This window comes from Rhizobium sp. BK619, assembly GCF_014195245.1.
Lineage (GTDB): Bacteria > Pseudomonadota > Alphaproteobacteria > Rhizobiales > Rhizobiaceae > Rhizobium > Rhizobium acidisoli.
Map to the genome: position 1 here is coordinate 56,819 of NZ_JACIBH010000014.1, position 23,590 is coordinate 80,408.

Here is a 23,590-nt window from a genome sequence, read left to right on the forward strand (position 1 = left end):
TGGAGAGTGTGGTCATGAGCATCGAAAAGTCCGGCAGCCGCTTCGGAAGACGAGACCTGCTGAAACTGTCGGCAGCGGCCGGGGTCGCCGTCGCCGGCGCTTCGCTGGTCGGGCAGAAGGCGGTTTTGGCAGCCGACGAAGAACTGTCGCTGAAAGGCAAGCGCATCGCCATCAGCGCAACCGGCACCGACCATTTCTTCGACCTGCAGGCCTATAATGCCCAGATCGAAGAGGTAAAACGCCTCGGCGGCGAGCCGATCGCCGTCGATGCCGGGCGCAATGACGGCAAGCTGGTGTCACAGCTGCAGACGCTGATCGCCCAGAAGCCGGATGCGATCGTTCAAATCCTCGGCACGCTGAGCGTCATCGACCCCTGGCTGAAGAAGGCGCGTGACGCCGGCATTCCGGTTCTGACCGTCGACGTCGGCTCGACCAACTCGATCAGCAACACCACCTCCGACAACTGGGGCATCGGCAAGGACCTGGCGCTGCAGCTCGTCTCCGATATCGGCGGCGAAGGCAATATCGTCGTCTTCAACGGTTTCTATGGCGTCACCCCCTGCGCGATCCGCTATGATCAGCTGGTCAATGTGGTTAAATATTTCCCGAAGGTGAAAATCCTTCAGCCGGAACTGCGCGACGTCATCCCGAACACCGTGCAGGATGCCTTCACGCAGATCACCGCAATCCTCAACAAATATCCCGAAAAAGGTTCGATCAAGGCGATCTGGTCGGCCTGGGATATTCCGCAGCTTGGCGCCACCCAGGCTTTGGCGGCGGCCGGCCGGACCGAGATCCGTACCTACGGCGTCGATGGCAGCCCTGAGGTTCTGCAGCTTGTCGCCGATCCGAAGTCGCCGGCCGGTGCCGACGTCGCGCAGCAGCCGGCGGAAATCGGCCGCACCGCCATCCGCAACGTCGCCAAGCTGCTCGCCGGCCAGACGCTGCCGCGCGAGACCTATGTTCCCGCCCTTCTCGCCAACAAGGCCAATGTCGGCGAAGTCACCAAGAAGCTCGGTATCGGCTGAGCTTGTCTGGTGGGCGATCCGGCCTCGCTGGATCGCCCGGGCAAGATGACCGGAGAAATCCTATGACGGCCATTTCCTTGAAGCAGCCGGTGACGGCGCGCGACGACATCATCCGCTTCGAAGGCATCGTCAAGCGCTTCGGCGGCGCGCAGGCGCTGGCCGGTGCGTCGCTGATCGTCAGGCGCGGCACCATTCACGGTCTCGTCGGCCAGAACGGCGCCGGCAAATCGACGCTGATCAAGCTGCTGGCCGGCCTGCACCAGCCGGATGATGGCCGGATCGAAATCGAAGGGCAGATATTCGACAGGCTGACGCCGCATCTTGCCGAGGAACTCGGCATCCACTTCATTCACCAGGACCGGCTGCTGGTGCCGACATTCACCGTCGGCGAAGCTCTCTTCCTCGGCCGGGAACCGCGGATATCAGGCACGCCGTTCCTCGACCGGCGGCAGATGCAGCGCCGCGCATCCGATATTCTCAACGATTATTTCGGTCTTCGTCTGCCGAACACCGCCCTGATCGGCGAATTGTCGACTGCCGAAAAGCAGATCGTGCAAATCACCCGCGCTCTCCTCAATCAGCCGAAGGTGCTGGTCGTCGACGAACCGACGGCCGCCTTGGTGGCCCGCGAGGCCGAGATCCTCTTCCGGCTGATCCGCCGTCTGCGCGACGAAGGCGTCACCATCATCTATATCTCGCACTATCTGAATGAAATCGAGGAACTCTGCGACCAGGTCACCGTGCTGCGCAACGGGCTTGATGTCGCCTCCTTGCCGATCCGAGAGACGTCGGCCGCAGCGATCGCCCGGCTGATGGTCGAGCGCGATATCAAGGAAATGTTTCCGAAGCCTGAGGTGACGCCCGGTGAGGAGATCCTCAAGGTCGAGCAGCTGTCGGCGCCGGGAAAATACAGCGACATCAGCTTCACGCTTCGCCGCGGCGAGGTGCTCGGCCTCACCGGCCTGCTCGGCTCCGGCGCAAAGGAGCTGGTTCGCACCCTCTTCGGGCTGGAGACACCCATTTCCGGCCGCATCGAAATCAACGGCAAGCCTGCCCGTTTCGCCAATCCAACGCAGGCGGCCGGCCGCGAAATCGCGCTGGTGCCGGAAGATCGCCGCCGCCACGGGGTGGCGCTCGACCTCAGCGTCGCGGAAAATATCAGCCTTTCCAGCCTTGGCCGCTTCACGCGTTTCGGTTTTCTCGATCGCAGACGTGAGCAAAGCGAGGTCGAGATGCTGATTGCGCGGCTCCAGGTGAAAACCAATGGCCGCGATGCTTTGCTGCGCACGCTTTCGGGCGGCAACCAGCAGAAGATCGCCATCGCAAAATGGCTGAGCCGCCGCTCCGAGGTCTATCTCCTCGACGAGCCGACGGTCGGCGTCGATATCGGCTCCAAGGTCGAGATCTACAGGCTGATCGGCGAACTCACGGCGCGCGGCGCCGGCGTGATCGTGCTGTCTTCGGATCTGCCCGAACTCGTCGGCATCACCGATCGCATCCTCGTGCTTTTCCGCGGCCGCGTGGTGCGCGAATTCATCTCGTCAGAAACCAGCGCGGATGCCGTGCTGGCGCAATCGACCGGATCATCTAAGGGACAGCGCCATGTCGGCTGAAGTGGAATTCACGCCTTCCGGCTTTGCCGCTGCCGAGCCGCCTGCCCGGCCGGCCGGCAATCTTGCGGCAGCGGCTTTGCGCTTCGGATCGCTCATCGCTTTTGCCGCCATCCTGGTGATCTTCTCGCTGACCGCGCCCTATTTCCTCAGCATCGGCAATATCGGCAACGTGCTTGGCCAGTCGGCCATCTCGGGCGTGCTTGCCATCGGACTGACGGTCGTGCTGATCGCCGGCGGCTCCAATGTCGTCACCGGCGGCATCGACCTGTCGCTGGCGGCCAATATGGGCCTCAGCGCCGCCGTTTATGCCAGCCTGACGCAACTTGGCTATGGCGATGCGACAGCGATCGCGGCATCGCTCCTCACCGGCGCGCTGATCGGCTCGGTCAATGCCATTGCCGTCGTCTATGCCGGCATCGTGCCGCTGCTCGCAACGCTTGCCGTCATGAATATCGTCGCTGGCCTGGAACTGGTGCTGACGGGCAATACCGTCCTGCCGGCCTCGACGCCCTTCCTACCGGCGCTTTCGGCTTCGGATCCTTTCGGCATACCGGTTCTTGCCTATGTGCTCCTCGGCTTCACGGCGATTGCGGCGGCGATCGTGCAATATACGCCGCTCGGCCTGCGTCTCTATGCCGTCGGTGAGTTTCCGGATGCGGCACGTGCCGCCGGCCTGCCGCTTCGCCGCCTGCTCGCCGGCGCCTTCGTCGCCAGCGGCCTCTGCGGCGGCATCGCCGGCATCCTGTCCGTTTCCTATCTGAGCGGCAGCACCACCGGCGCCGGCGAAATGCTGCTGCCTGTTGTCGTGACGGCCCTGCTCGGCGCGGTGTTTTCGCGCCGGCTGGTTCCGACGGTCACAGGAACGCTGCTTTCGGCGCTGCTTCTCGGCTTCCTCACCAACGGCTTCCAGCTGCTGAACATATCGAGCACGCTCGTCAGCGGCGTCCAGGGCGTACTCATTCTCATCGTCGTTTCCGCGACCACGCTGCTGCGCCGGCAGGAGGCCTGACCATGTCGCTCCAAACCCCTACCCCCGCCACGACGACAGGCCTGCCGCGCCTTATCACCGGCGGCCTGCTGCGCTATGGGCTGATCCTGGCGCTGATTGCGGTCTTTGCCGCCTTTTCCGCGGCAACGCCGACATTCCTGACGCTTGCGAACCTGCAAAGCATCCTGGTCAACAATTTTACGCTGCTTGTCATCGTCTCGATTGCCATGACCTTCGCGGTCGCGTCGGGCGGCATCGATCTTTCGGTGGGCACGGCGATGGATTTTGCGAGCTTCGCCTTCGTCTCACTCGTGCTTGCCGGACAGCCGGTGGCGATCGCCGCGATCGCGGGGCTGGCGGCTGGGGCGTTCGTCGGCGCCTTCAACGCATTTCTGATCTCCGGGATCGGCGTGTCGCCGTTCCTGGCAACGCTCGGCACATTGTTCATCGGCCGCAGCGTCCAGCAATTGCTGACCAATGGCGGCAATCCGGTCTATCTGCCGCCGAACGGCGTGCCGGAAGCCTTCCGCTTCCTCGGCCACGGTGCGATCGGCGGCTTTCCCACGCCGCTTGCCATTGCCATTGTCGTCATCGCGGCCGCCGCGGTGGTTTTTGCCCGTACACGGTTCGGTCGCGTCATTCTGTCGATCGGCATCCAGCCGGACGTCGTGCGTTATTCCGGCATCGCGGCACCGGCCCATGTCGCGGTGACCTTCATTCTGGTCGGGATGATCGCGGCAATCGCCGGCCTGATCCTGACCGCGACCGTCACCACCTACATCCCCTCCTCGGGCAATGCCTTCCTGCTGAACGCCATCGGCGCGACCTTCATCGGCACGACGCTCAGCCCGCTCGGCCGGCCGAATGTCGGCGGCACCGTTCTCGGCGCATTGCTGCTCGGGATCGTCGCCAACGGCCTGCTGCTGACCGATCTGAATTTTTACTGGCAGCAGGTCGGCACGGGAACGCTGATCTTCGCCGTGCTGGCTCTCAGCTTCATCAACAGGAAAGCCGCCGGCAGCGTATAAGAGAAGTGTCACCCCACTGAGGCGTCCGAGATCATCCGCGAGACGGCATTCTTCCAGCCGATGATCTTGGCCTGCCGTTCGCCCTCCTCCATCGAGGGGTTGAAGCGGCGGTCGCAGGCCCAGGCCTGTGCAAAATCCCGTCTGCCGGGCCAGATGCCGGCTTTCGAGCCGGCAAGCCAGGCGGCACCCAGCGCCGTCGTCTCTCGGATCGCCGAGCGGTCGACGGGATTTCCGGTCATGTCGGCCAGGCACTGCATCGTCCAGTCCGAAGCCGCCATGCCGCCATCGACGCGCAGCACGGTTTCAAGCTGGTTGACGCCCCAGTCCTTCTTCATCGCCACCAGCAGGTCGAGTGTCTGGTAGGCGACGGATTCGAGCACGGCGCGGGCAAATTCCGCCGGTCCGCTGTTTCGCGTCAGGCCGAAGATCGCGCCGCGAGCGGCCGGATCCCAATAGGGCGCACCGAGGCCGGTGAAGGCGGGGACGATATAGACCTGCTGCCCAGGATCGGCCTTGGCCGCAAGCACGCCAGCCTCCGATGCCTGATCGATAATGCCGAGGCCATCTCGCAGCCATTGCACGGCGGCGCCAGCGATGAAGATCGAGCCTTCGAGCGCATAGGTCGTCTCGCCGTCCAGCCTGTAGGCGATCGTCGTCAGCATCCGGTTGGAGGAGGAAACGCGATCCCTGCCGGTGTTCAGCAGGGCAAAGCAGCCGGTACCATAAGTGGATTTCATCATGCCGGGTTCGAAGCAGGCATTGCCCACGGCCGCCGCCTGCTGGTCGCCGGCGACGCCGAGGATCGGAAGCTCCGCACCGAACAGCGCCTGGTCGACGCGGCCGAAATCGTCGGCGCATTCCCGGACTTCGGGAAGCATCGCGGCCGGGATGCCGAGAATGCCCAGAAGCTCCTCGTCCCAAACACCGTCGTCGATATTATAAAGCAGTGTTCGCGACGCGTTGGTCGCATCGGTGGCGTGCACACGCCCGCCCGTCAGATTGTAGATCAGCCAGCTGTCGATCGTGCCGAAGCAGACGTCGCCCGCCTCCGCCTTCCCCCGCAGGCCGTCGACATTATCGAGCAGCCAGCGCAGCTTGGTTCCGGAGAAATAGGGGTCGAGCAGCAGGCCGGTCTTGGCGCTGAACAGCTTCTCATATCCGTCGGCCTTCAGGCTCTCGCACATTTCGGCCGTGCGCCTGTCCTGCCAGACGATCGCCCGGTGAAGCGGCGCGCCCGACCGTCGGTCCCAGACGACCGCCGTCTCGCGCTGGTTGGTGATGCCGATCGCGGCAATGGCGGTGGCTTCAAGACCGGCATCGGCAATTGCCTTGCGCACGGTATCGATGACGGACTGCCAGATCTCAGTGGCGTCATGCTCCACCCAACCGGGCTGCGGGTAATATTGGGTGATCTCCGCCTGGGCCGAGCCGGCCATTTTCATGCGGCCATCGAAGATGATCGCGCGCGACGACGTCGTGCCCTGGTCGATTGAAAGAATATAGCCGCTCATATCCGTCTCCGGCTCGCACGAAACCGCGCCGCCCGGCAAAGAGGGCGGATGCGGAGATTTCATGAGAGAAAGATTGTGGGTGCCACCGGCCGTGGCCGGTGGCTAGATGTGATGGCCGGAAGCCTCGTCGCCTCCGGCCGAGGTCCGCCTTACTTCGACTGCCAGCTCTTGACGAGTTCGTCGTAGTTGACGGTGACCGGCTTTTCCTTCTCGTTCTCGATCTTCAGCTGCGGTGCAAGGTTGCCCTTCTTCACCGCATCCGCGTTCCAATAGGCGAGATCATGCTCTTCGGCCAGTTTCGGGCCGATATCGCCCTGGACGCCGGATTTCTCGATACGGCCCATGACCTTCTCCTGCTCGCCGCAAAGAGAATCCATGGCTTCCTGCGGTGTCTTCGCACCGGAAGACGCATCACCGATTGCCTGCCACCAAAGCTGAGCCAGCTTCGGATAGTCGGGAACGTTGGTGCCGGTTGGCGACCACTGAACACGCGCAGGCGAACGATAGAACTCGATCAGACCGCCGAGCTTCGGAGCACGCTCCGTAAAGCTCTTATCGCGAATGGTGGATTCACGAATGAAGGTGAGACCGAGCTGGCTCTTCTTCACGTCAATCGTCTTCGAGGTCACGAACTGTGCATAGAGCCAGGCGGCCTTCGCACGGTCCGTCGGGGTCGATTTCATCAGCGTCCAGGAGCCGACGTCCTGATAACCGAGCTTCATGCCGTCTTTCCAGTAAACGCCATGCGGGCTCGGTGCCATGCGCCATTTCGGCGTACCGTCTTCGTTCATGACAGGCAGGCCAGGCTTGACCATGTCTGCGGTAAAGGCCGTGTACCAGAAGATCTGCTGCGCGACGTTACCCTGTGCCGGAACCGGACCGGATTCCGAGAAGGTCATGCCCTGAGCTTCCGGCGGTGCGTAGGCCTTCAACCAATCGAGATACTTCTGGATCGAGTAGACGGACGCCGGGCCGTTGGTATCACCGCCGCGCGCGACGCATGAGCCGACGGGACGCGACTTTTCGTCGACCTTGATACCCCATTCGTCGACCGGAAGACCGTTCGGCAGACCCTTGTCACCGTTGCCGGCCATGGAAAGCCAGGCATCGGTGAAGCGCCAGCCGAGCGACGGGTCCTTCTTGCCGTAGTCCATGTGGCCGAAGACCTTCTTGCCGTTCTCGTCACGGCCGGTAAAGAATTCGGCGATGTCCTCATAGGCCGACCAGTTGACCGGAACGCCGAGGTCGTAGCCGTACTTCGCCTTGAAGTCGGCCTTGTTCTTCTCGTCGTTGAACCAGTCGTAGCGGAACCAATAGAGGTTGGCGAACTGCTGGTCGGGAAGCTGGTAGAGCTTCTTGTCAGGCGCGGTCGTGAACTTGGTGCCGATGAAGTCGTCGATATCGAGGCCGGGGTTGGTAACGTCCTTGCCTTCGCCGGCCATCCAGTCGGTCAGGTTGCGCACCTGCTGATAGCGCCAATGCGTACCGATCAAGTCGGAGTCATTGACCCAGCCGTCATAAAGGTTCTGACCGGTCTGCATCTGAGTCTGGATCTTCTCGACAACGTCACCCTCTTGAATGACGTCGTGAGTGACCTTGATGCCGGTGATCGCAGTAAAGGCCGGAGCCAGAACCTGGGACTCATACTGGTGAGTGGTCAAGGTTTCCGAAACGACCTTGATCTCCATGCCGGCGAAGGGCTTCGCAGCATCGACGAACCACTGCATTTCCTTTTCCTGGTCGGCGCGAGAGAGCGTCGACATGTCGCCGACCTCTTTATCCAGGAAAGTCTTTGCCTCGTCCATGCCGGCATAGGCCGACCCGGTCATGGCCAGCAGTACCGCTGCTGTCGTCGTCAATAAATGCCTTCGCATAATATCCTCCCAGGGTTTGCGATTGCAGTCTTCACGTCTCAGGCGGCCAGAAAAATCCCCCGGCCGTCTGCATCAGTTTGCCTCACACGTAACGGAATACGCCGACGGCGTAGACGACGGAGAGAGCGAGAGCCCACCAGAGGCTTGATCCCGCGAGACCAAGCCAGGCAAGATGGATAAAGGCGCTGCCGAGCAGCGAAAGGAAAAGCCGGTCACCGCGCGTCGTCTCGAAGCGCAGGATTCCGATCCGCGGGTTGCCGCCCGGCACGGCATATTCCCAGACACCCATGCCGATCAGCAGCAATACGATGACGATGAAGAAAGCGGCCGTCGGCCAGGTCCATGCCATCCATGAAAAATCGGGAAGCGAAAAGCTCATCAAACCCTCCCCAGGGCGAAGCCCTTGGCGATGTAATTGCGCACAAACCAGATCACCAGCGCCCCCGGGATCAAGGTCAGAACACCCGCGGCGGCGAGCAGGCCCCAATCCATGCCTGAGGCAGAGACGGTGCGGGTCATGGTGGCGGCGATCGGCTTTGCGTCGGTCGTCGTCAGCGTTCGTGCAATCAGCAGCTCGACCCAAGAGAACATGAAGCAGAAGAAACAGGCGACACCGATGCCGCTCGCAATCAGCGGCGTGAAGATCTTCAGGAAGAACCGCGGGAAGGAGTAGCCATCGATATAGGCCGTCTCGTCGATTTCCTTCGGCACGCCGGACATGAAGCCTTCAAGGATCCAGACCGCCAGCGGGACGTTGAAGAGGCAATGCGCCAATGCCACGGCGATATGCGTATCGATCAGCCCGAAGGCCGAGTAGAGCTGGAAGAATGGCAGGGCAAAGACTGCCGGCGGCGCCATCCGGTTGGTCAGCAACCAGAAGAACAGATGCTTGTCGCCGAGGAACCGATATCGGGAGAAGGCATAGGCTGCCGGCAGCGCGGCTGCCACCGAGATCACCATGTTCATGACGACATAGCTGATCGAATTGATATAGCCGGAATACCACGCCTTCTCGGTGAAGATCGTCACGTAATTGGCGATCGTCGGGTTATGAGGATAAAGCGTCAGAGAATTGACGATTTCCGCATTGGTCTTGAAGCTCATGTTGACGAGCCAATAGATCGGCAGCAGCAGCACGATGATATAGATGGTCGGAACCAGCCACCACCAGCGCGATTCCTCGCCGCGCCGGCGCATCAGACGGCTGACCTCATCGGCGGAGAGCCCGCTTGCGACACTGGTAACGCCTGGGACGTTTCGGCTCGCTGTCGTTTCGTTGGAGGCGCTCATATCAATTCTCCGCGTCGTGGCTGGTCATGACGGTGTAGAACACCCACGAAAGCAGCAGGATGATCAGGAAATAGATCAGCGACATGGCAGCTGCCGGACCGAGGTCAAACTGTCCCAGGGCGGTCTTGACCAGATCGATCGACAGGAAAGTGGTCGAATTGCCCGGACCGCCGCCCGTGACGACAAAAGGCTCGGTGTAGATCATGAAACTATCCATGAAACGCAGCAGCACGGCGATCAGAAGAACGCGCTTCATCTTCGGCAGCTGGATATAGCGGAACACTGCCCAACGGGACGCACCGTCGATCTTGGCTGCCTGATAGAAAGCATCCGGGATGGAAACGAGGCCGGCATAGCAGAGCAAAACGACCAGGCTCGTCCAGTGCCAGACATCCATGATGATGATCGTCACCCAGGCATCGAGCGGATCCTGCACATAGTTGTAATCGATGCCGAGGGCGTTGACGTAATAGCCGAACAAACCAATGTCGTTGCGGCCGAACACCTGCCAGATTGTGCCGACCACGTTCCACGGGATCAACAGCGGCAGTGCCATCAGAACCAGGCATACCGGCACGCCGATGCCTGATTTCGGCATGTTGAGCGCAATGAAGATACCGAGCGGAATCTCCAGAGCGAGGATGATCAGCGAAAAAATCAGGTTTCGCTGCAGGGCGGCCCAGAAACGGTCGGAATGCAGGATTTCGATAAACCAGTCGGTTCCGTTCCAGAAGAACTGGTTGTTTCCGAACGTGTCCTGGACGGAATAGTTCACAACCGTCATCAGAGGAATGACAGCCGAGAAAGCCACCAGCACGAGGACCGGCAGAACCAGAAACCAGGCTTTGTTGTTCCAGGTTTTTTCCATGATCAAGCCTCCCGTCCGGCGCGCCAAGAGTCGGCATAGATACTGATGCCCGATGGCTCGAAGGTCACTCGGGGATCAGCCGGAATTTCCTCGTCCTCAGGAACGACGATCGCGATCGGCTGGCCGGCAAACTGTGCGCGGACGATCTTCTGCCGGCCGATATCTTCCACCTTGCTGACCGTCACAGGCATGCCCTCGCGGCCGACCCGAATAAATTCGGGCCGGATTCCAAGCTCTACCTTGGCCGCTGACGAAATCTTTGGCGCATAGTCGAGCGTCAGCGCGTGCTCGCCGACCCGAACCGTACTGCCCTCCACCTTGGCCGGCATGAAGTTCATGCCCGGGGAACCGATGAAGTAGCCGACGAAGGTATGGCTCGGACGCTCGAAGAGTTCGGCCGGCGTGCCGATCTGCACGATCTCGCCGTCATACATCACCACGACTTTGTCGGCGAAGGTCAGCGCCTCCGTCTGGTCATGCGTGACATAGACCATGGTAAAACCAAACTGCTTATGCAGCCGCTTCAGCTGCGATCGCAGCACCCATTTCATATGCGGATCGATAACGGTGAGCGGCTCGTCAAAGAGAATGGCGTTCACATCCGAGCGAACGAGGCCGCGGCCGAGTGAAATCTTCTGCTTTTGGTCCGCCGTCAAGCCGCGCGCGCGCCGCTTGGCCCAGCCGGAAAGGTCGATCATTTCGAGGATTTCGCGGACACGCCGGTCGACATCCGCCTCGGCCACGCCGCGGTTGCGCAGGGGAAAGGCGAGGTTATCGTAGACCGTCATCGTGTCGTAGATGACCGGAAACTGGAAGACCTGCGCGATATTTCGCTGCTGCGTCGGCAGGTTCGTAACGTCCTGTCCGTCGAAGAGAATTCGCCCTTCGGACGGCTGAATGAGGCCCGAAATGATATTGAGCAGCGAGGTCTTTCCGCAGCCCGAAGGTCCGAGCAGCGCATAGGCGCCGCCGTCGTTCCACTCGTGATGCACTTCCTTGAGAGCGTAGTCCTTCTCGCTCTTCGGGTTCGGCCCATAGGCATGGCGAATATGATCGAGGGTGATACGTGCCATGATTTTCTCCTAGCCCCCTTGCCTGGCGGTGGTGATCGCCCGGCCGTCCGCGCCGAATGCCATCAGGTGGCGCGTATCGATGAAAACGGAGATGTCCGTGTCCGGCTCGATATTGTGGATGCCGTGCGCAAGCATCACCCAGCGGGTGTCGGCAAATTGCAGGTGGACAAAACTTTCCGACCCGGTGATCTCCGAAACCTGTGTTCGCGCCGTCATCCGCGCCGAACCAGCCGTCTGGGCGGTCGGTGCAAGATGATGCGGGTGAAACGCTATGGTTGCCGGCCCGTCCGGCACATTCTGAAGATGCGGCGGCACGGCAAATATCAGGGCGCCGTCGCGCAGGAAATTGCCTTCCGATTTGACCAGATCAATGAAATTCAGCGGCGGATCGGCAAAGGTTTTCGCCGTCGTCAGATCGAGCGGATGACGATAGACCTCGACCGTCGGGCCGAACTGGGTGACCCGGCCCTCGCTGAGCGCTGCGGTATTGCCGCCCAGCAACAAGGCTTCGGAGGGTTCCGTCGTGGCATAGACGAAGATTGCGCCGGACTGCGCGAAGATGCGCGGCAATTCCTGCCGCAGTTCCTCACGCAGCTTGTAGTCGAGGTTGGCAAGCGGCTCGTCCATCAAGACAAGGCTCGCATTCTTCACCAGTGCACGGGCAAGTGCGGTGCGCTGCTGCTGGCCGCCCGAGAGGTTGAGCGGCGTGCGATCGAGATAAGGCCCGAGTTTCAGAAGTTCGGCAGCCTTGCGCACCTCGAGATCGATGACCTTGGCATCCTTGCCGGCAATCCTCAGCGGCGAGGCAATATTCTCGTAGACCGTCAATGCCGGATAATTGATGAACTGCTGGTAGACCATGGCGATGTTGCGCTTCTGGACAGGCATACCTGTCACGTCGGCACCATCAAAATGGATCGTACCGGTTGTCGGCCGATCAAGGCCGGCCATCAGACGCATCAACGAAGTCTTGCCCGACAAGGTCGGCCCAAGCAGAACGTTCAGCGTTCCTCTTTCAAAAACAAGATCGGTCGGGTGGATATGATAGTCTCCTCCCACCATCTTTGCGGCCTTCCGCAGTTCCAGCATTCCTGTTCCCGTGCCTCCACGCAGCGGGGACCACACGCCGCCTATCCGACCATCGCCGGTATGGCAGCCATGTACTCCTCCAGTGACTGAGCCTGCTCCTTCGAAAGGCGCAGACCATCCTTTGTCCTTCTCCACAGCACGTCTTCGGCGTGCCGGGCCCATTCATATTCAACGAGATAGGTGACCTCGGCCTCGTAGAGATCGCCCCCGAACAGCCGTCCGAGATCGTCGAGGCCGCGGGCTTCACCGAGCAGCGTCTTGGTTCTCGTGCCGTAGCGGCGCACCAGCCGGCGGGCATGCCGATCGGCGAGGAACGGATAACGCCGTTTCAGATCGGCGACCTCGGCATCATACCCCCGGACCGGGAAGTCACCGCCGGGCAGATGGCTTTTGGCCGTCCACGGGGCGCCCTTGACGCCGATTGCAGTCCCGATCTTCTCCAGCGCATGTTCGGAAAGCCGGCGATAGGTGGTGAGTTTGCCGCCGAAGACGTTGAGCAGCGGCGCGGCATTTCCTTCGCCCTCCAGCTTCAGCACGTAGTCGCGCGTCGCTTCCTGCGCCTTCGAGGCGCCGTCGTCATAAAGCGGCCGGACCGCCGAATAGGTCCAGACGATATCCTCCGGTCTGACCGGCTCCTTGAAATATTCCGAGGCGGCATTGCAGAGATAGACGGTCTCCTCCTCGGAGATCCGGACATCCCTGGGATCGGCGGTGTAATCGCGGTCGGTGGTGCCGATCAGGGTAAAATCGCCCTCATAGGGAATGGCGAAAATGATGCGATTGTCGGGATTCTGGAAAAAATAGGCGCGAGCGTCGTCGAACTTCTTCTTGACGACGATATGGCTGCCCTGGACGAGACGGACGTGGTGAGCCTCGTTCTGGCCAAAGGCGGAGCGGATGACATGGTCGACCCAGGGGCCGGCGGCATTGATCAGCATGCGGGCTTGGTGGCTGTCATTGCGGCCGGTGACCGTATCGGTGGTCTCGATGTGCCAGAAGCCGTTCTCGCGCCTTGCCGACACCACCTTGGTGCGCGGCATGATGGCCGCCCCCTTGTCGGCGGCATCGCGGGCGTTCAGCACCACCATGCGGGCGTCATCGACCCAGCCGTCGGAATATTCGAAAGCCTTGGTAAACAGTGCCTTCAGCGGTTTGCCGGCCGGGTCACGGCGCATGTCGAGCACCGCGGTCGCCGGCAGCAGCTTGCGGCCGCCGAGATGGTCGTAAAGGAAGAGGCCGAGCCGGATCAGCCAGGCCGGCCGGATGCCGCCCTTGTGGTAAGGCAGCACGAAGCGCAGCGGCCAGATGATGTGCGGCGCCATCGCCCAGAGGATTTCGCGCTCCATCAGCGATTCACGCACCAGGCGGAACTCGTAATGCTCGAGATAACGCAACCCGCCATGAATGAGCTTGGTGGCGCCCGACGAGGTGCCGGAGGCGAAATCGTTCATCTCGGCCAGCGCCACGGAGTAACCGCGCCCGACGGCATCGCGCGCAATGCCGCAGCCGTTGATGCCGCCACCGATGACGAATATGTCGTAGATCTCCCGGCCCAATATCCCCTCCGAGCCCGCTGCGGATTTCGCATCGCACAAAACTTGCGCGATTGCGAAAGTGAGGGCAGTTAAAACGAAAGGAATACGAATGTCAAACGAATGTTTCGGGGATTTTCGTTTCGGAACGGCTCGCTACCTCGCCCTCAGCGAGGCCTGCCATTCGTTTCGATCAGCTTCACATTGTTTTCGAGGCAGAGATTGCGGATGGACGGCACCGGACAGTGGTCGGTGATGAAGGTGTGCACCTGGGAAAGCTGGCCGATCCTGACCGGCGCGGTGCGTTCGAACTTGGTGGAGTCGGCAACGAGAATGACATGCCGGGCATTGGCGATGATCGCCTGGGCGACCTTGACCTCGCGAAAATCATAGTCGAGAAGCGCGCCGTCCACGTCGATCGCCGACGCGCCGATGACAGCGTAATCGACCTTGAACTGGCGAATGAAATCGACAGCCGCTTCGCCGACGATCCCGCCATCCGAACCGCGCACGACGCCCCCGGCGATCACCACCTCGATCGCCGGGAGCAAGCGTAACCTGTTGGCGACGTTGATGTTATTGGTGATGACCATCAACTCGTGATGGTTGGCGAGCGCCTCGCCCACCGCCTCGGTCGTCGTTCCGATATTGATGAAAAGCGAGGCCCCGCTCGGAATCAGCTCGACCGCAGCCATGCCGATCGCCTGTTTCTCGGACGCGGCGATCTGCCGGCGCGCCTCGTATTTGACGTTCTCGGTTCCGCTCGGGAATGTGGCGCCGCCATGAATGCGCGTCAGCACTTGCGCATCGCAGAGATCATTCAGGTCCTTGCGGATTGTCTGCGGCGTTACGGAAAAGCGGGAAGCGAGTTCTTCGACCAGGACCCTGCCGCTCGACCTCGCTATTGCCACGATTTCAGTTTGCCGGTCGGTCAAGAACATGAGCGCGCCCTTTGGATCTACTTTCGTTTTAAAGAAAGTGAACGCCCGCGCAATGCCTATCTGTCACTAGGCACTCAGTCCAAGAGCAAAAGCCACCATTTTTGGCGGTGGGGAACTCTTGGCTGGGTGGATATCGTCACCAACCGAAATCACCTGAAACTTGGCATCTCGGACCCGCGATAGGGCAGCCAAGCCGCCATCCACGATTTTGAGATTGACGGATGGACCAACCCCGCCGGGCGCGTATCCGCTCAGGCAGAAGCCAATTCGCCTCACGACAATAGTGCGAAGGCTTGAGCCGCGACCTCAAGACGGCGACTCAAATCACACAGCGATACGAAGGACGCCGCTGTCGTGCGGCGTCCCAGCTTTCACGCAGCATTTGCAATATTAATCCCGCGGGCGGACTCGACCAAAACCCGCAGCCGGTCTGGCTCTTTCACTCCTTGGCGATAGAGCTGCACGACGATGGCGGCGATGCGCTCGCCCTCCTCAGATGTCGGCTCCACTCCCGCTTTCGAAGCGACGATATCGAAGACGCTCTGGCAGATACGCAGATCGGCAGCGCCGAAGTAGTCTGGCTTATCGAAACCGAATGTTTTCATTATTTTCCGCAGGCGACGCCAAGCGTCGCCTGCGCCTCCGTCGATCAACGCTTACGCGACCTGCTTTTCACCTTCGATCTGCAGCGGCACCTGTATCTGGGCGCCATCACCAATCGCGATCTTGCGTGGCTTCATCGCCTCCGGAATCTCGCGTTTCAGGTCGATGTGCAGCAGACCGTTTTTCAGCGAAGCGTTTTCCACGCTCACATGGTCGGCAAGCTCGAAGCGTCGCTCGAAGCCGCGCGTGGCGATACCACGGTGCAGATATTCAGCTTTGGCGTCATCGGCCTTCCCGCCCTTGACGAGAAGCACGTTGCGCTCCTGCGTGATGTCGAGATCGCCATCCTCGAAGCCGGCGACTGCCATGACAATTCGGTACTCATTGTCACCGACCTTAAGGATGTCGTAGGGCGGCCAGGCGTCGACGGCCTGCGGGCGCTGCGGATTGTTCAGCAGCGAAAAAACCCGGTCGAAGCCAATGCTGGAGCGGTAGAGCGGTGCGAAGTCAAATTCAGTTCTCATGACCAAAACCTCCTAGAAGCGAGATGGAAAGGAACGCGGCGGAAACCTGCGTCCCCGGCTGTCGACCCCCTTCTGGGCTGCCGACGGTATCGATTTGGTTTTCGGTATTTTCGGTTTCAAGATGCCCTTTTGAAAAAATTTGGACCCGCATATTGGACCACAGGACAGCTCGTGAAGACTGAAAATGTGGAATAATCTCACGGGCACCGCCTCGAAGGTTTCTATGATGCCAGAAAGCTCGGGCAGTTGTCGCAGGCCCCGGGCAGGACGCGAGTTCGTGGATGCAAAGGAGATGGCTTCTGGGCATTCGCAGGATCCTAGATCCTGAGGTCGCAGCAACCCCAGCCGACCGGAGCGGCCGTTACGGTTTGGTGAATTTTCTAACGTGAAGCGCGGCAATGCCTTGCGCCGGGCATGGCCGAGGAGCGCTACGCAAACATATTGGGACCGATCTCCTCGCTGACTTCTATGATCACATCCGCGGGAACATTGTTCCTCCGAGCCGCAGCGAGAATGGCTTCCGTACTAGGCGCCTCGTAAAGACAGTAGGTCTTTTTTCTGTCGGCGCTGAGGAAGGAAAAGATCCACTTCACTCCTTCCTGGTCATTGATCAGGTTGATTTGCTCGACCCCCTCTTTCGACAGATCGAGTTGTTCCGCGAAGTTTCTTTCAATGATGTAGCGTGGCATGACGAGACCTTCTTCCCACCAAAAGCAACGAACTGTTGGTTCTAATGAATCGTTGGCTTCAGTCGCTGTTGCAGCCGGACCATTCCCAGTTCGGCCGCGGTTGACCGGGCATTCTCGGATAGCAACATTGCTCTCTTTATCGCGGCCCGGCTACCCCTTTTCATTAGCAAGTCCGCATAATCTGCCTGTGTGTGCGCAAGCCACGGCCGCGAGCCGATCGCCGCGTTCATCTCGAGCGCGTGCTCAAAGTGCTTCGACGCTCTGTCGAATTCACCCAACGCCGCTGCCAACACGCCCAGATAGCGGCTTGCGGCACCGAAGCAAACGGTTGCCATCCCGATCGTGACGGTCATCTCCTTGTAGTCCAGCATAAGTTTATAGAGGGTCTGGGCAGCATCTGCGTCGCCAAGGCCGGCGGCAACTTCCGTCAGGAACGAGAGTGACGCACTTCGCTTTCCGTCAAGTGGAAGGGCGAAACGGGTGCGGGCAAGCTCGCTCAACCTCCGCTGGGCTGCATCCCGATAGCCGAGGTCAAAGGCAACCAACGCAAAACCCGGTAGCCAGGTGGTTCCCTCCGGGCTTTCCTCAATCAACAGTTTGATGACCGGCGCGACCTCCGAGAGGCGGCTCTGCTCCCGTCGGATCGCGAACATCTGCATGCCGTAAACGCCCTCCGGCGCAGCGCCAAGGATCCGCATGCCCAGCTTTAGCGCTTCTTCTGCAAATTCCTCCGCGGCGGTGAACCTTCCATCGAGGATGGCCATCATCGCTTTTGCGGTGCGAGCGTAGAACTGGACGTTGAGATGTTGCCGCTCGGTACCAAGTTCGTCCAGTGCGTCAACCGCCCGATCGGCTCGTGCGCGATCGCCGAGTTCCGTGGAGACATAGGCGTCAACGGAAAGCGCTCGGCTCCGCACATCGTCGTCATCGATCTCATCCGCGAGGCGCCTTATTTCATCGATGCGAGCGATTCGGTCGTTTCTTTCCGTGACGGATTTGACCGGCGCCGGCGTCAGGAATGGCAGAGCGGAAAGCTCCACGAGCGCGGTCTTGTCACCAACCCGTCGGGCCAGTTCTATTCCTTCATCATGGCATTTTGCAGCCTTCTTGCTGTCGCTCAGGTAGGTATATGCCCGCGCAAGGCGGCTGAGAAGCTGGCACCGTGAACTCATATCCGATGGTTGAACCATCTCGAGGGCTTCCTCGAGAAGCGGCACCGTTTCGGCAAGCGAATTCGAAGAGAGGAATTTGGTACCGTCTAGCCCAATCACTGCACGTATAAAGGCTTGCGTGTCGGCCGCTTTGCGGGCCAATGGCGCGGCCAGCCTGTATTTCGCCAGCGAATCCGTCATGCGACCCGCAGCGAACAGCGCGTCGCCGAGTTTGAGGATCGTAGTGAGTAGGTCTCTTTGCCGCGCGGGCCCTTCAGGCAACTGCTCTGCAATTGCCAAGGCGTTCTGGAAATTGTCAACCGCCTCGTAGTTGGCTGATCGTGCGAGGGCGCGTTCTCCAGCCTTCATCCAGTAGGGAAGCGCGAGCTCAATCCGTTGGGCTTTCTCGTAGTGCTGAGCGATGAGTTCGGGTTGCGTGGCAGCGACATCGTCATAATGTTCGACGAGAACCTTGGCGATCCTCTCGTGGAAATGCCGCCGGCGCCGGTTGAGGAGCGATTGGTAGGCCGCATCCTGAATGAGCGCATGTCGAAAAACCAGCGCATCATGCAAGACGCCGCCTTCGACGACGATCTGGCTGGTTTCGAGCTGGTTCAGTGCTGTCTCGAGCGCGCGGTCGTCGACGCCTGCGATCTTCGAAAGAAGGCCGCGATCGAATTCCCTGCCTATTACGGCGGCGATCTGCGCGATCTCCTTGGCCGTCGTCGCTAAACGATCGAGACGTGTCATCAGGGAACCCTGCAGACTGTCCGGGATTTCTGCGTTGAGCGACGACGGCTTCCCGCTCTCCACGACCGAGCGGGTCAACTCCTCGACGAACAGCGGCACCCCGTCCGTTCGCTCCGCAATCCTTTCGGCGAGCTGTTCGGGAATGTCGGACACCATGGATTCGATCAGTTCACGCATCTGCTGCCTGGTAAGGCGCCCAACGGAGAGCGTCGTCGCCTGCGCCAGTCCGCCTGCCCAGTTCGCGCTCCATTCCGGTCGGTGGGTCACAACGACAAGGGCGGCGGCGCCGTGCAGCCGGCTGACGAGTTCTCTCAGCACTTCGCTGGTGGATGGATCCATCCAGTGCGCGTCTTCGAAAACCATGAGCACCGGTGCGATCCTGGCGGCAAGCAGCAACCGGTTCACCAATGTGCGAACGAGAAGCTCCTTGCGCTGGTGGGCGGAGAGATCCGGCGGCCTGAACTCGTCGCCGACGTCGAGCGAAAGCAGCTCGGCATAGATGGCGCCAACGTCGGCAGGATTTTCGCCGTAGCGGCGCACAAGCGTGCGAAACTTTTCGATGCGCGTGTTGCGGTCATCTGCCGGCGTAAACGACGCAACCCGGCTCAGTCGCTCGACGATCGGGTAAAAGGCCGAGGTAGCGTGATAGGGTGAACACTGCAATCGGATGAGTTCATGCTGTGTCTCTTGCAGGCGTTCTTCGAAAGCCTCGACAAGCCGGGATTTCCCGATGCCGGCCTCCCCCGACAGGAAGACCGCCTGGCCTTGCCCGGCCTTCGCCAACTCCCACCGTTCGAGCAGCAGGCCGATCTCACTAACGCGCCCGACAAATTTCGAAAGCCCGCTGGCATGCGCGGCTTCGAAACGGCTATCCACCTCCCGCTGACCGCGGATTTCGAACAGTGCAACGGGCGAGGCGAAGCCTTTAAGCTCCTGCGCGCCGAGGCTCTCGATTTCAAACGACTGCCCGGCGAGGCGGCGAGTGCTGTCGGAGATCACGATCTGGCCTGGGGCGGCCGCAGCCTGCAGACGTGCCGCCAGGTTGGGAGTGTCTCCTGCGATCGATGCCCGCTCCTTCGCGCTGCCGTCAGTGTTGCCAACGACCACGCGCCCGGATGCGATGCCGATGCGGGCCTTCAATCGCTCTGCGTTGGGCGGCTGCAGGGCGTCGACGGCGGCCATCGCCGCGAGGCCGGCCCGGATTGAACGCTCGGCATGGTCCTCGTAAGCCATTGGCCACCCGAAATAGGCTAGCACCCCATCGCCGAGATATTTGGCGACGTAGCCTCCGAAGCGCGTGACGGCGCCGGCGACGCTATCCTGATAACGGCGGGTCAACTCGTGCATGTCTTCCGGGTCGAGCTCTGCTGACAGCGCTGTCGATCCGACCAGGTCGCAGAAGAGCACGCTCAGCAGTCGCCGGTCGGCCGCAGCTTCGGACACGGCCTCGGTGGCGGCCGAAGCAGGAGGCTGTTCGTCCGAACGTTGATCCGCAAGTTGGTTTATAGCAGCTAGAATAATCTTCCGATGCCCCAGCGAGACACCGAGCTCCTGGAGATCGGATTCGGCAAGATGAGGAAGCGCTCGCAGATCGACATCATTCTCGACGAAGGTGTCGGCGTACTTGCCGAGACCGAGTTGACCTAGCCAATCCTCAATCGTCTGCATCGACGTTGATCCTGCTCCAGCGTTCTTAAAAATACCACGAACGCCGGTGTCGTGCCACGCTGTGGCGCAGGAGCTGTTCGTCTTGGCGGGAAGCGAGGAGTCACTGTATCAATTGTGGTAATCGTTGACGGGGCCGCGCCTTGATCCCATCTGTGTGCGCATGGCGAGAAACAAGAGGAATGACACCCCAGCACTGCTCGAAACGTGGACGCTGCCGCCCGCGGCCACTCTAGGGTCTTCCGTGCGCGCCAAGGGAATCCTCTTGGAAATCCGTGCGCGCCTCCCATCGTCTGTGCGAAAATTGCTTGATATCAGCGGGAGGGCTTTGACGCTGGCAATGCCTGAAAGCGCAAGGAGCGAGTTTCGGCACGCCTCGGCGATCATTGCGAAGTCGCTCGAAGGCATTGAAAGCCTGCCGGTCATCCCGCGCGAAATCGAGGACATCCTTACAATATCAACGACCGAGAGACGTCGCTGGCTGGAGGACGGCCGCCTGCCCAGCGCGGGAACGCGAACGGTGAAGCTTCGGGGCCGCGCCAGGCAGATCACCTTCCACGTCTTCGAACCACGGATGGTGGAGGATCTGCTCGACCGGGGCGTTGTCGAAGAGTGGCGTGAAGAGGACGCCGCGACTGCCATGGAGAACAGGCGGAGGGCTGCCTACAAAGCGAAGCTGACACGCTCCCTGACGAAGGACAGCAAGGCGACTGCGGCATCGCAGGACCTCACCGACGACGCGTCCGCAAAGCTGCGGGGCTGGGAAGAATTTGGGCGGGACGGGCTGCTCCGCTAGGTCTAGACGAGACCCCGATCACCTTCCGGGGCAAATTGCGCCTATCGCTTGCGCATCACATTGACGACGAGCACACCGAGGATCGCCATGACGCCGCCAGCTGCACCGAGCGCCGTCGGCGTCTCGCCAAGCCAGAGGAAGCCGATCAGCGTGGCAACCGGCGGAACGCCATAGAGAAAGTTCGAAGCGCGGGCGGCCGTAAGCCGCTTCAGCGCGATCGCCCAGGTGAGGTAGCCGATCGCCGTCGGGAAGATGACGAGATAGGCAACGCCCCAGTTCACCTCCGCCGGGGCGGCGGCCAGCGCCTGGACCGTTGCCGGAACAGCCGGAAACAGCGGCACGGAACCGATCAGCAGGATCCAGGCGGTGACGGCAAGCGCCGGCAGCCGACCGAGCAGCGGCTTTTGCAATACGCTGGCGATCGCCGAGCAGAGCGCTGCGCCGAGAATGAGGACAGCATTCGGATCGAGCTTTAAGCCGCCGTCGGAGGCGACCGCAATCAGCGCCACGCCGCCGAAGGAAATGGCGGTGCCCGCCCAGCCCCAGCGGCCGAAGCGCTCGCCGAGCGCGAATGTGGCGATAAGGGCGGTGAAGACCGGCATGGTGTTGATGATGAAGCTCGCCGGCCCTGCCGCAACCGTCTGCTCGCCGGTGTTCAACAGTATCGCATAAGCGGCGATGAAGAGCACGGCGGCAATGGAAAGACGGACGACATCGCGTTTTTCCGGCAACGGTCGGTAGATCACGAGGTAGACCAGCGCGATGGCGCCGGCTGCGACATAACGCGCTGTCGCCAGCTCGACCGGTGTCAGCGGCCCGAGGCAGATGCGGATCACCACGAAGGAGGATGCCCAGAAGAGAATGGTGACGACGATCGCGGCAAAGGCCACCAGATCGAACCCGCCTTGTTCCTTCGCCGAAACCGGTGCGCTTGCCGCCATGCTCATTTTCGCCTCCATTTGTGCTTTGACCAAGGATTAAGCCGACGATGCGTGCTTGAAAAGCATCGCAATCGATGATCAAATGTGCGTATGGTTCACAGCTCACCGGTTCTGCCGCCGCTCGATACGCTCGAGACCTTTGCCCGCGCTGCCCGGCTCGGATCGTTTTCCGCTGCAGCCGAGGAAAGCGGTATCACTCATGGCGCGGTGTCGCGGCAGGTCTCGCGCCTCGAGCGCTGGATGGGGGTGCGGCTGTTTGCCCGCGAAGCCAGAGGTGTGCGCCTGACGCCGGAGGGCATGCGGTTTTTCGCGCGGGCTGAGGAAGCGCTTGCGCTGCTCGGCAATAGCGGCGAGCGCTGGCTGCCTCGCCGCAACAAGGCGGTGGTGCGTCTTTCGGTGACGCCGTCCGTCGCCTCGCTATGGCTGTTTCAGCGCCTGGCGAAGCTCGAAGGAAACGAGCTGCATGTCGAGCTGACGCTTGAGCACCGACTGGCGGATTTCGGCGAAGGCACGGATCTTGCCATCCGCTGCGGCAAAGGCCCGTGGGCCGGCGTGAGCGCCCTGCCGCTATGGCAGGAGAAATCCTTTCCGATCGCCGCCCCGGCGCTGGCAGACCGGCTCGGTAAGCGATCCGACGCTCTTTCGCTGCTCGACCTGCCGATCCTGCACGATTCGAATATCGAAGGCTGGCGCCGCTGGCTCGCCCGCGAGGCAGTCGACTATACTCCGCGCGGCCACGACCGCCGCTTTGAGGATTACAATCTGGTGATCGATGCCTGTGCGCAAGGGCTCGGCATCGCGCTCGCCCGGCCGCCGCTATCGGATGCCGCGCTGGCATCCGGGCGCGTCGTCGCCGTGTCGGCGCGCACGCTCGATTATCACGTGGCCTTTCATCTGATCCGACCGGACGATGCGCTCAGAAGCCCGGCCATCGAATTTGCCAGCCGCTTCCTGCGCGAGGCCGGCCATGATGAGGCGACGATCGCCGCCTTTGTCGCACCCGGCCGGGCGAAAACCTAGAGCAGGTCGCGCAAAAGTGTGTAGCGGTTTTGCGGCAACGACATGCGTAAAAACAAAGAGCTAAAGCGCGTCTCGTGAATCAAGTTTGATGCGACGCGCTTTAAGCGGAAGATCCTTCGTTACTCCGCCGGAAACTGCAGGCGCATTTCCTTGGCCAGTTCGAAACGGGCGGCCCGATAGACCGGCTCGCCAGCATCCGAGGCATGGATGACAGCTGTGGTGCAGCCGATCGATTTCAGATAGTCGGCGGCCTTGTTGGTCAGCGCCGATGCGATGCCGCGCCGGCGGAAGGCGTCGGCGACATAGACGGACCAGATGTAACCGTGCAGCCGCTGTTCTTCCCGGATGACCTCCGGAAATGGCGATTGGTGCAGCTGACAGGATGCGGAACCGGCGATTTCACCGTCGACAATGGCAAGGAACGATGTCAGACACCGCTCCTCGCGGCCGCTTCTGATGAAAGACAAGATCCGCGCCGCCGCATCGGGCCTGTAATGTTCCGGTGGCGTGCCGTAGCTGTCCCAGATTTTCAGATAATGCCTCACAAGGACCTCGTCCTCATCGGGCGTTGCCATTCGAACATCGATCATGTCGTGATCCGGCTGGGCTGCGAGGC

Annotated in this window: 21 protein-coding genes; 6 read left to right on the forward strand and 15 right to left on the reverse strand. The window is 61.2% G+C overall.

Annotation, left to right across the window (positions count from 1 at the left end; genetic code table 11):
* Window positions 1-14: 14 nt before the first annotated feature.
* From FHX14_RS25220 to FHX14_RS25235, 4 genes are all read left to right on the forward strand, one after another.
* On the forward strand, window positions 15-1,028 hold the full coding sequence (locus FHX14_RS25220) for a sugar ABC transporter substrate-binding protein (protein WP_184379456.1): 1,014 nt from the start codon (window positions 15-17) through the stop codon (window positions 1,026-1,028).
* Window positions 1,029-1,090: 62 nt separating this feature from the next.
* A complete protein-coding gene (locus FHX14_RS25225; protein WP_184379458.1) occupies window positions 1,091-2,641 on the forward strand; it encodes a sugar ABC transporter ATP-binding protein in 1,551 nt (516 codons plus the stop codon).
* Window positions 2,631-3,650, forward strand: coding sequence for an ABC transporter permease (locus FHX14_RS25230; protein ID WP_184379460.1), 1,020 nt, complete (start codon window positions 2,631-2,633; stop codon window positions 3,648-3,650). Before FHX14_RS25225 ends, FHX14_RS25230 begins: the two co-directional genes overlap by 11 nt.
* A gap of 2 nt (window positions 3,651-3,652) precedes the next feature.
* On the forward strand, window positions 3,653-4,657 hold the full coding sequence (locus FHX14_RS25235; RefSeq protein WP_184379462.1) for an ABC transporter permease: 1,005 nt from the start codon (window positions 3,653-3,655) through the stop codon (window positions 4,655-4,657).
* An 8-nt stretch (window positions 4,658-4,665) separates the two neighbouring features.
* Here the strand turns inward: FHX14_RS25235 and glpK are convergent, their stop codons facing one another.
* The 13 genes from glpK to FHX14_RS25300 all read right to left on the reverse strand — a co-directional run bounded on the left by glpK (window position 4,666) and on the right by FHX14_RS25300 (window position 20,220).
* Window positions 4,666-6,168 (reverse strand): glycerol kinase GlpK, encoded by a 1,503-nt coding sequence (glpK, locus tag FHX14_RS25240; RefSeq protein ID WP_184379464.1) that lies wholly within the window; start codon window positions 6,166-6,168, stop codon window positions 4,666-4,668.
* Between the two features lie 149 nt (window positions 6,169-6,317).
* A complete protein-coding gene (locus tag FHX14_RS25245) occupies window positions 6,318-8,042 on the reverse strand; it encodes an ABC transporter substrate-binding protein (RefSeq protein ID WP_012560081.1) in 1,725 nt (574 codons plus the stop codon).
* 82 nt (window positions 8,043-8,124) lie between these two features.
* Window positions 8,125-8,421 (reverse strand): DUF2160 domain-containing protein, encoded by a 297-nt coding sequence (locus FHX14_RS25250; protein ID WP_003595821.1) that lies wholly within the window; start codon window positions 8,419-8,421, stop codon window positions 8,125-8,127.
* On the reverse strand, window positions 8,421-9,332 hold the full coding sequence (locus FHX14_RS25255; RefSeq protein ID WP_003595819.1) for a carbohydrate ABC transporter permease: 912 nt from the start codon (window positions 9,330-9,332) through the stop codon (window positions 8,421-8,423). The genes FHX14_RS25250 and FHX14_RS25255 overlap by 1 nt, the downstream gene beginning before the upstream one ends.
* Before the next feature lies 1 nt (window position 9,333).
* A complete protein-coding gene (locus FHX14_RS25260; RefSeq protein ID WP_003595818.1) occupies window positions 9,334-10,200 on the reverse strand; it encodes a sugar ABC transporter permease in 867 nt (288 codons plus the stop codon).
* Window positions 10,201-10,202: 2 nt separating this feature from the next.
* Window positions 10,203-11,273, reverse strand: coding sequence for an ABC transporter ATP-binding protein (locus FHX14_RS25265; RefSeq protein WP_184379466.1), 1,071 nt, complete (start codon window positions 11,271-11,273; stop codon window positions 10,203-10,205).
* Between the two features lie 9 nt (window positions 11,274-11,282).
* Window positions 11,283-12,362 (reverse strand): ABC transporter ATP-binding protein, encoded by a 1,080-nt coding sequence (locus FHX14_RS25270; protein WP_184379468.1) that lies wholly within the window; start codon window positions 12,360-12,362, stop codon window positions 11,283-11,285.
* A 41-nt stretch (window positions 12,363-12,403) separates the two neighbouring features.
* Complete coding sequence (gene glpD / locus FHX14_RS25275; RefSeq protein ID WP_184379470.1) at window positions 12,404-13,918, reverse strand: glycerol-3-phosphate dehydrogenase; 1,515 nt, start codon at window positions 13,916-13,918, stop codon at window positions 12,404-12,406.
* A gap of 143 nt (window positions 13,919-14,061) precedes the next feature.
* A complete protein-coding gene (locus FHX14_RS25280) occupies window positions 14,062-14,835 on the reverse strand; it encodes a DeoR/GlpR family DNA-binding transcription regulator (RefSeq protein ID WP_012560087.1) in 774 nt (257 codons plus the stop codon).
* A 371-nt stretch (window positions 14,836-15,206) separates the two neighbouring features.
* Window positions 15,207-15,440 (reverse strand): hypothetical protein, encoded by a 234-nt coding sequence (locus FHX14_RS25285; RefSeq protein ID WP_003595808.1) that lies wholly within the window; start codon window positions 15,438-15,440, stop codon window positions 15,207-15,209.
* 51 nt (window positions 15,441-15,491) lie between these two features.
* The gene (locus FHX14_RS25290) at window positions 15,492-15,962 is read right to left on the reverse strand and encodes an Hsp20 family protein (RefSeq protein ID WP_184379472.1); all 471 of its coding nucleotides are present in this window, start codon (window positions 15,960-15,962) and stop codon (window positions 15,492-15,494) included.
* Between the two features lie 428 nt (window positions 15,963-16,390).
* Window positions 16,391-16,651 carry a DUF4242 domain-containing protein gene (locus FHX14_RS25295; protein WP_003595804.1) on the reverse strand — a complete coding sequence of 87 codons (261 nt, stop codon included), beginning with the start codon at window positions 16,649-16,651 and terminating at the stop codon, window positions 16,391-16,393.
* Window positions 16,652-16,692: 41 nt separating this feature from the next.
* Window positions 16,693-20,220, reverse strand: a complete 3,528-nt coding sequence (locus FHX14_RS25300) for an adenylate/guanylate cyclase domain-containing protein (protein ID WP_184379474.1) — start codon at window positions 20,218-20,220, stop codon at window positions 16,693-16,695.
* 160 nt (window positions 20,221-20,380) lie between these two features.
* Here FHX14_RS25300 and FHX14_RS25305 point away from each other — a divergent pair, with 160 nt between their 5' ends.
* The gene (locus FHX14_RS25305; protein WP_012560089.1) at window positions 20,381-21,013 is read left to right on the forward strand and encodes a hypothetical protein; all 633 of its coding nucleotides are present in this window, start codon (window positions 20,381-20,383) and stop codon (window positions 21,011-21,013) included.
* Between the two features lie 41 nt (window positions 21,014-21,054).
* On the opposite strand, the gene FHX14_RS25310 is transcribed toward FHX14_RS25305, so the two are convergent.
* The gene (locus tag FHX14_RS25310; protein ID WP_184379695.1) at window positions 21,055-21,972 is read right to left on the reverse strand and encodes a DMT family transporter; all 918 of its coding nucleotides are present in this window, start codon (window positions 21,970-21,972) and stop codon (window positions 21,055-21,057) included.
* Window positions 21,973-22,044: 72 nt separating this feature from the next.
* Between FHX14_RS25310 and FHX14_RS25315 the strand changes: the two genes are divergently transcribed.
* Entirely contained in the window at window positions 22,045-22,974 is a 930-nt protein-coding gene (locus FHX14_RS25315) for a LysR family transcriptional regulator (protein WP_184379476.1), read from the forward strand.
* 119 nt (window positions 22,975-23,093) lie between these two features.
* On the opposite strand, the gene FHX14_RS25320 is transcribed toward FHX14_RS25315, so the two are convergent.
* Complete coding sequence (locus FHX14_RS25320; RefSeq protein WP_184379478.1) at window positions 23,094-23,564, reverse strand: GNAT family N-acetyltransferase; 471 nt, start codon at window positions 23,562-23,564, stop codon at window positions 23,094-23,096.
* Window positions 23,565-23,590: the final 26 nt, after the last annotated feature.

Excerpts from the sequence above, each read along its gene's own strand:
- FHX14_RS25220 (WP_184379456.1), top strand. The coding sequence starts at position 15 with ATGAGCATCGAAAAGTCCGGCAGCCGCTTCGGAAGACGAGACCTGCTG.
- FHX14_RS25225 (WP_184379458.1), top strand. The coding sequence starts at position 1,091 with ATGACGGCCATTTCCTTGAAGCAGCCGGTGACGGCGCGCGACGACATC.
- FHX14_RS25230 (WP_184379460.1), top strand. The coding sequence starts at position 2,631 with ATGTCGGCTGAAGTGGAATTCACGCCTTCCGGCTTTGCCGCTGCCGAG.
- FHX14_RS25235 (WP_184379462.1), top strand. The coding sequence starts at position 3,653 with ATGTCGCTCCAAACCCCTACCCCCGCCACGACGACAGGCCTGCCGCGC.
- glpK (WP_184379464.1), bottom strand. The coding sequence starts at position 6,168 with ATGAGCGGCTATATTCTTTCAATCGACCAGGGCACGACGTCGTCGCGC.
- FHX14_RS25245 (WP_012560081.1), bottom strand. The coding sequence starts at position 8,042 with ATGCGAAGGCATTTATTGACGACGACAGCAGCGGTACTGCTGGCCATG.
- FHX14_RS25250 (WP_003595821.1), bottom strand. The coding sequence starts at position 8,421 with ATGAGCTTTTCGCTTCCCGATTTTTCATGGATGGCATGGACCTGGCCG.
- FHX14_RS25255 (WP_003595819.1), bottom strand. The coding sequence starts at position 9,332 with ATGAGCGCCTCCAACGAAACGACAGCGAGCCGAAACGTCCCAGGCGTT.
- FHX14_RS25260 (WP_003595818.1), bottom strand. The coding sequence starts at position 10,200 with ATGGAAAAAACCTGGAACAACAAAGCCTGGTTTCTGGTTCTGCCGGTC.
- FHX14_RS25265 (WP_184379466.1), bottom strand. The coding sequence starts at position 11,273 with ATGGCACGTATCACCCTCGATCATATTCGCCATGCCTATGGGCCGAAC.
- FHX14_RS25270 (WP_184379468.1), bottom strand. The coding sequence starts at position 12,362 with ATGCTGGAACTGCGGAAGGCCGCAAAGATGGTGGGAGGAGACTATCAT.
- FHX14_RS25280 (WP_012560087.1), bottom strand. The coding sequence starts at position 14,835 with ATGTTCTTGACCGACCGGCAAACTGAAATCGTGGCAATAGCGAGGTCG.
- FHX14_RS25285 (WP_003595808.1), bottom strand. The coding sequence starts at position 15,440 with ATGAAAACATTCGGTTTCGATAAGCCAGACTACTTCGGCGCTGCCGAT.
- FHX14_RS25290 (WP_184379472.1), bottom strand. The coding sequence starts at position 15,962 with ATGAGAACTGAATTTGACTTCGCACCGCTCTACCGCTCCAGCATTGGC.
- FHX14_RS25295 (WP_003595804.1), bottom strand. The coding sequence starts at position 16,651 with ATGCCACGCTACATCATTGAAAGAAACTTCGCGGAACAACTCGATCTG.
- FHX14_RS25300 (WP_184379474.1), bottom strand. The coding sequence starts at position 20,220 with ATGCAGACGATTGAGGATTGGCTAGGTCAACTCGGTCTCGGCAAGTAC.
- FHX14_RS25305 (WP_012560089.1), top strand. The coding sequence starts at position 20,381 with ATGGCGAGAAACAAGAGGAATGACACCCCAGCACTGCTCGAAACGTGG.
- FHX14_RS25310 (WP_184379695.1), bottom strand. The coding sequence starts at position 21,972 with ATGGAGGCGAAAATGAGCATGGCGGCAAGCGCACCGGTTTCGGCGAAG.
- FHX14_RS25315 (WP_184379476.1), top strand. The coding sequence starts at position 22,045 with ATGGTTCACAGCTCACCGGTTCTGCCGCCGCTCGATACGCTCGAGACC.
- FHX14_RS25320 (WP_184379478.1), bottom strand. The coding sequence starts at position 23,564 with ATGATCGATGTTCGAATGGCAACGCCCGATGAGGACGAGGTCCTTGTG.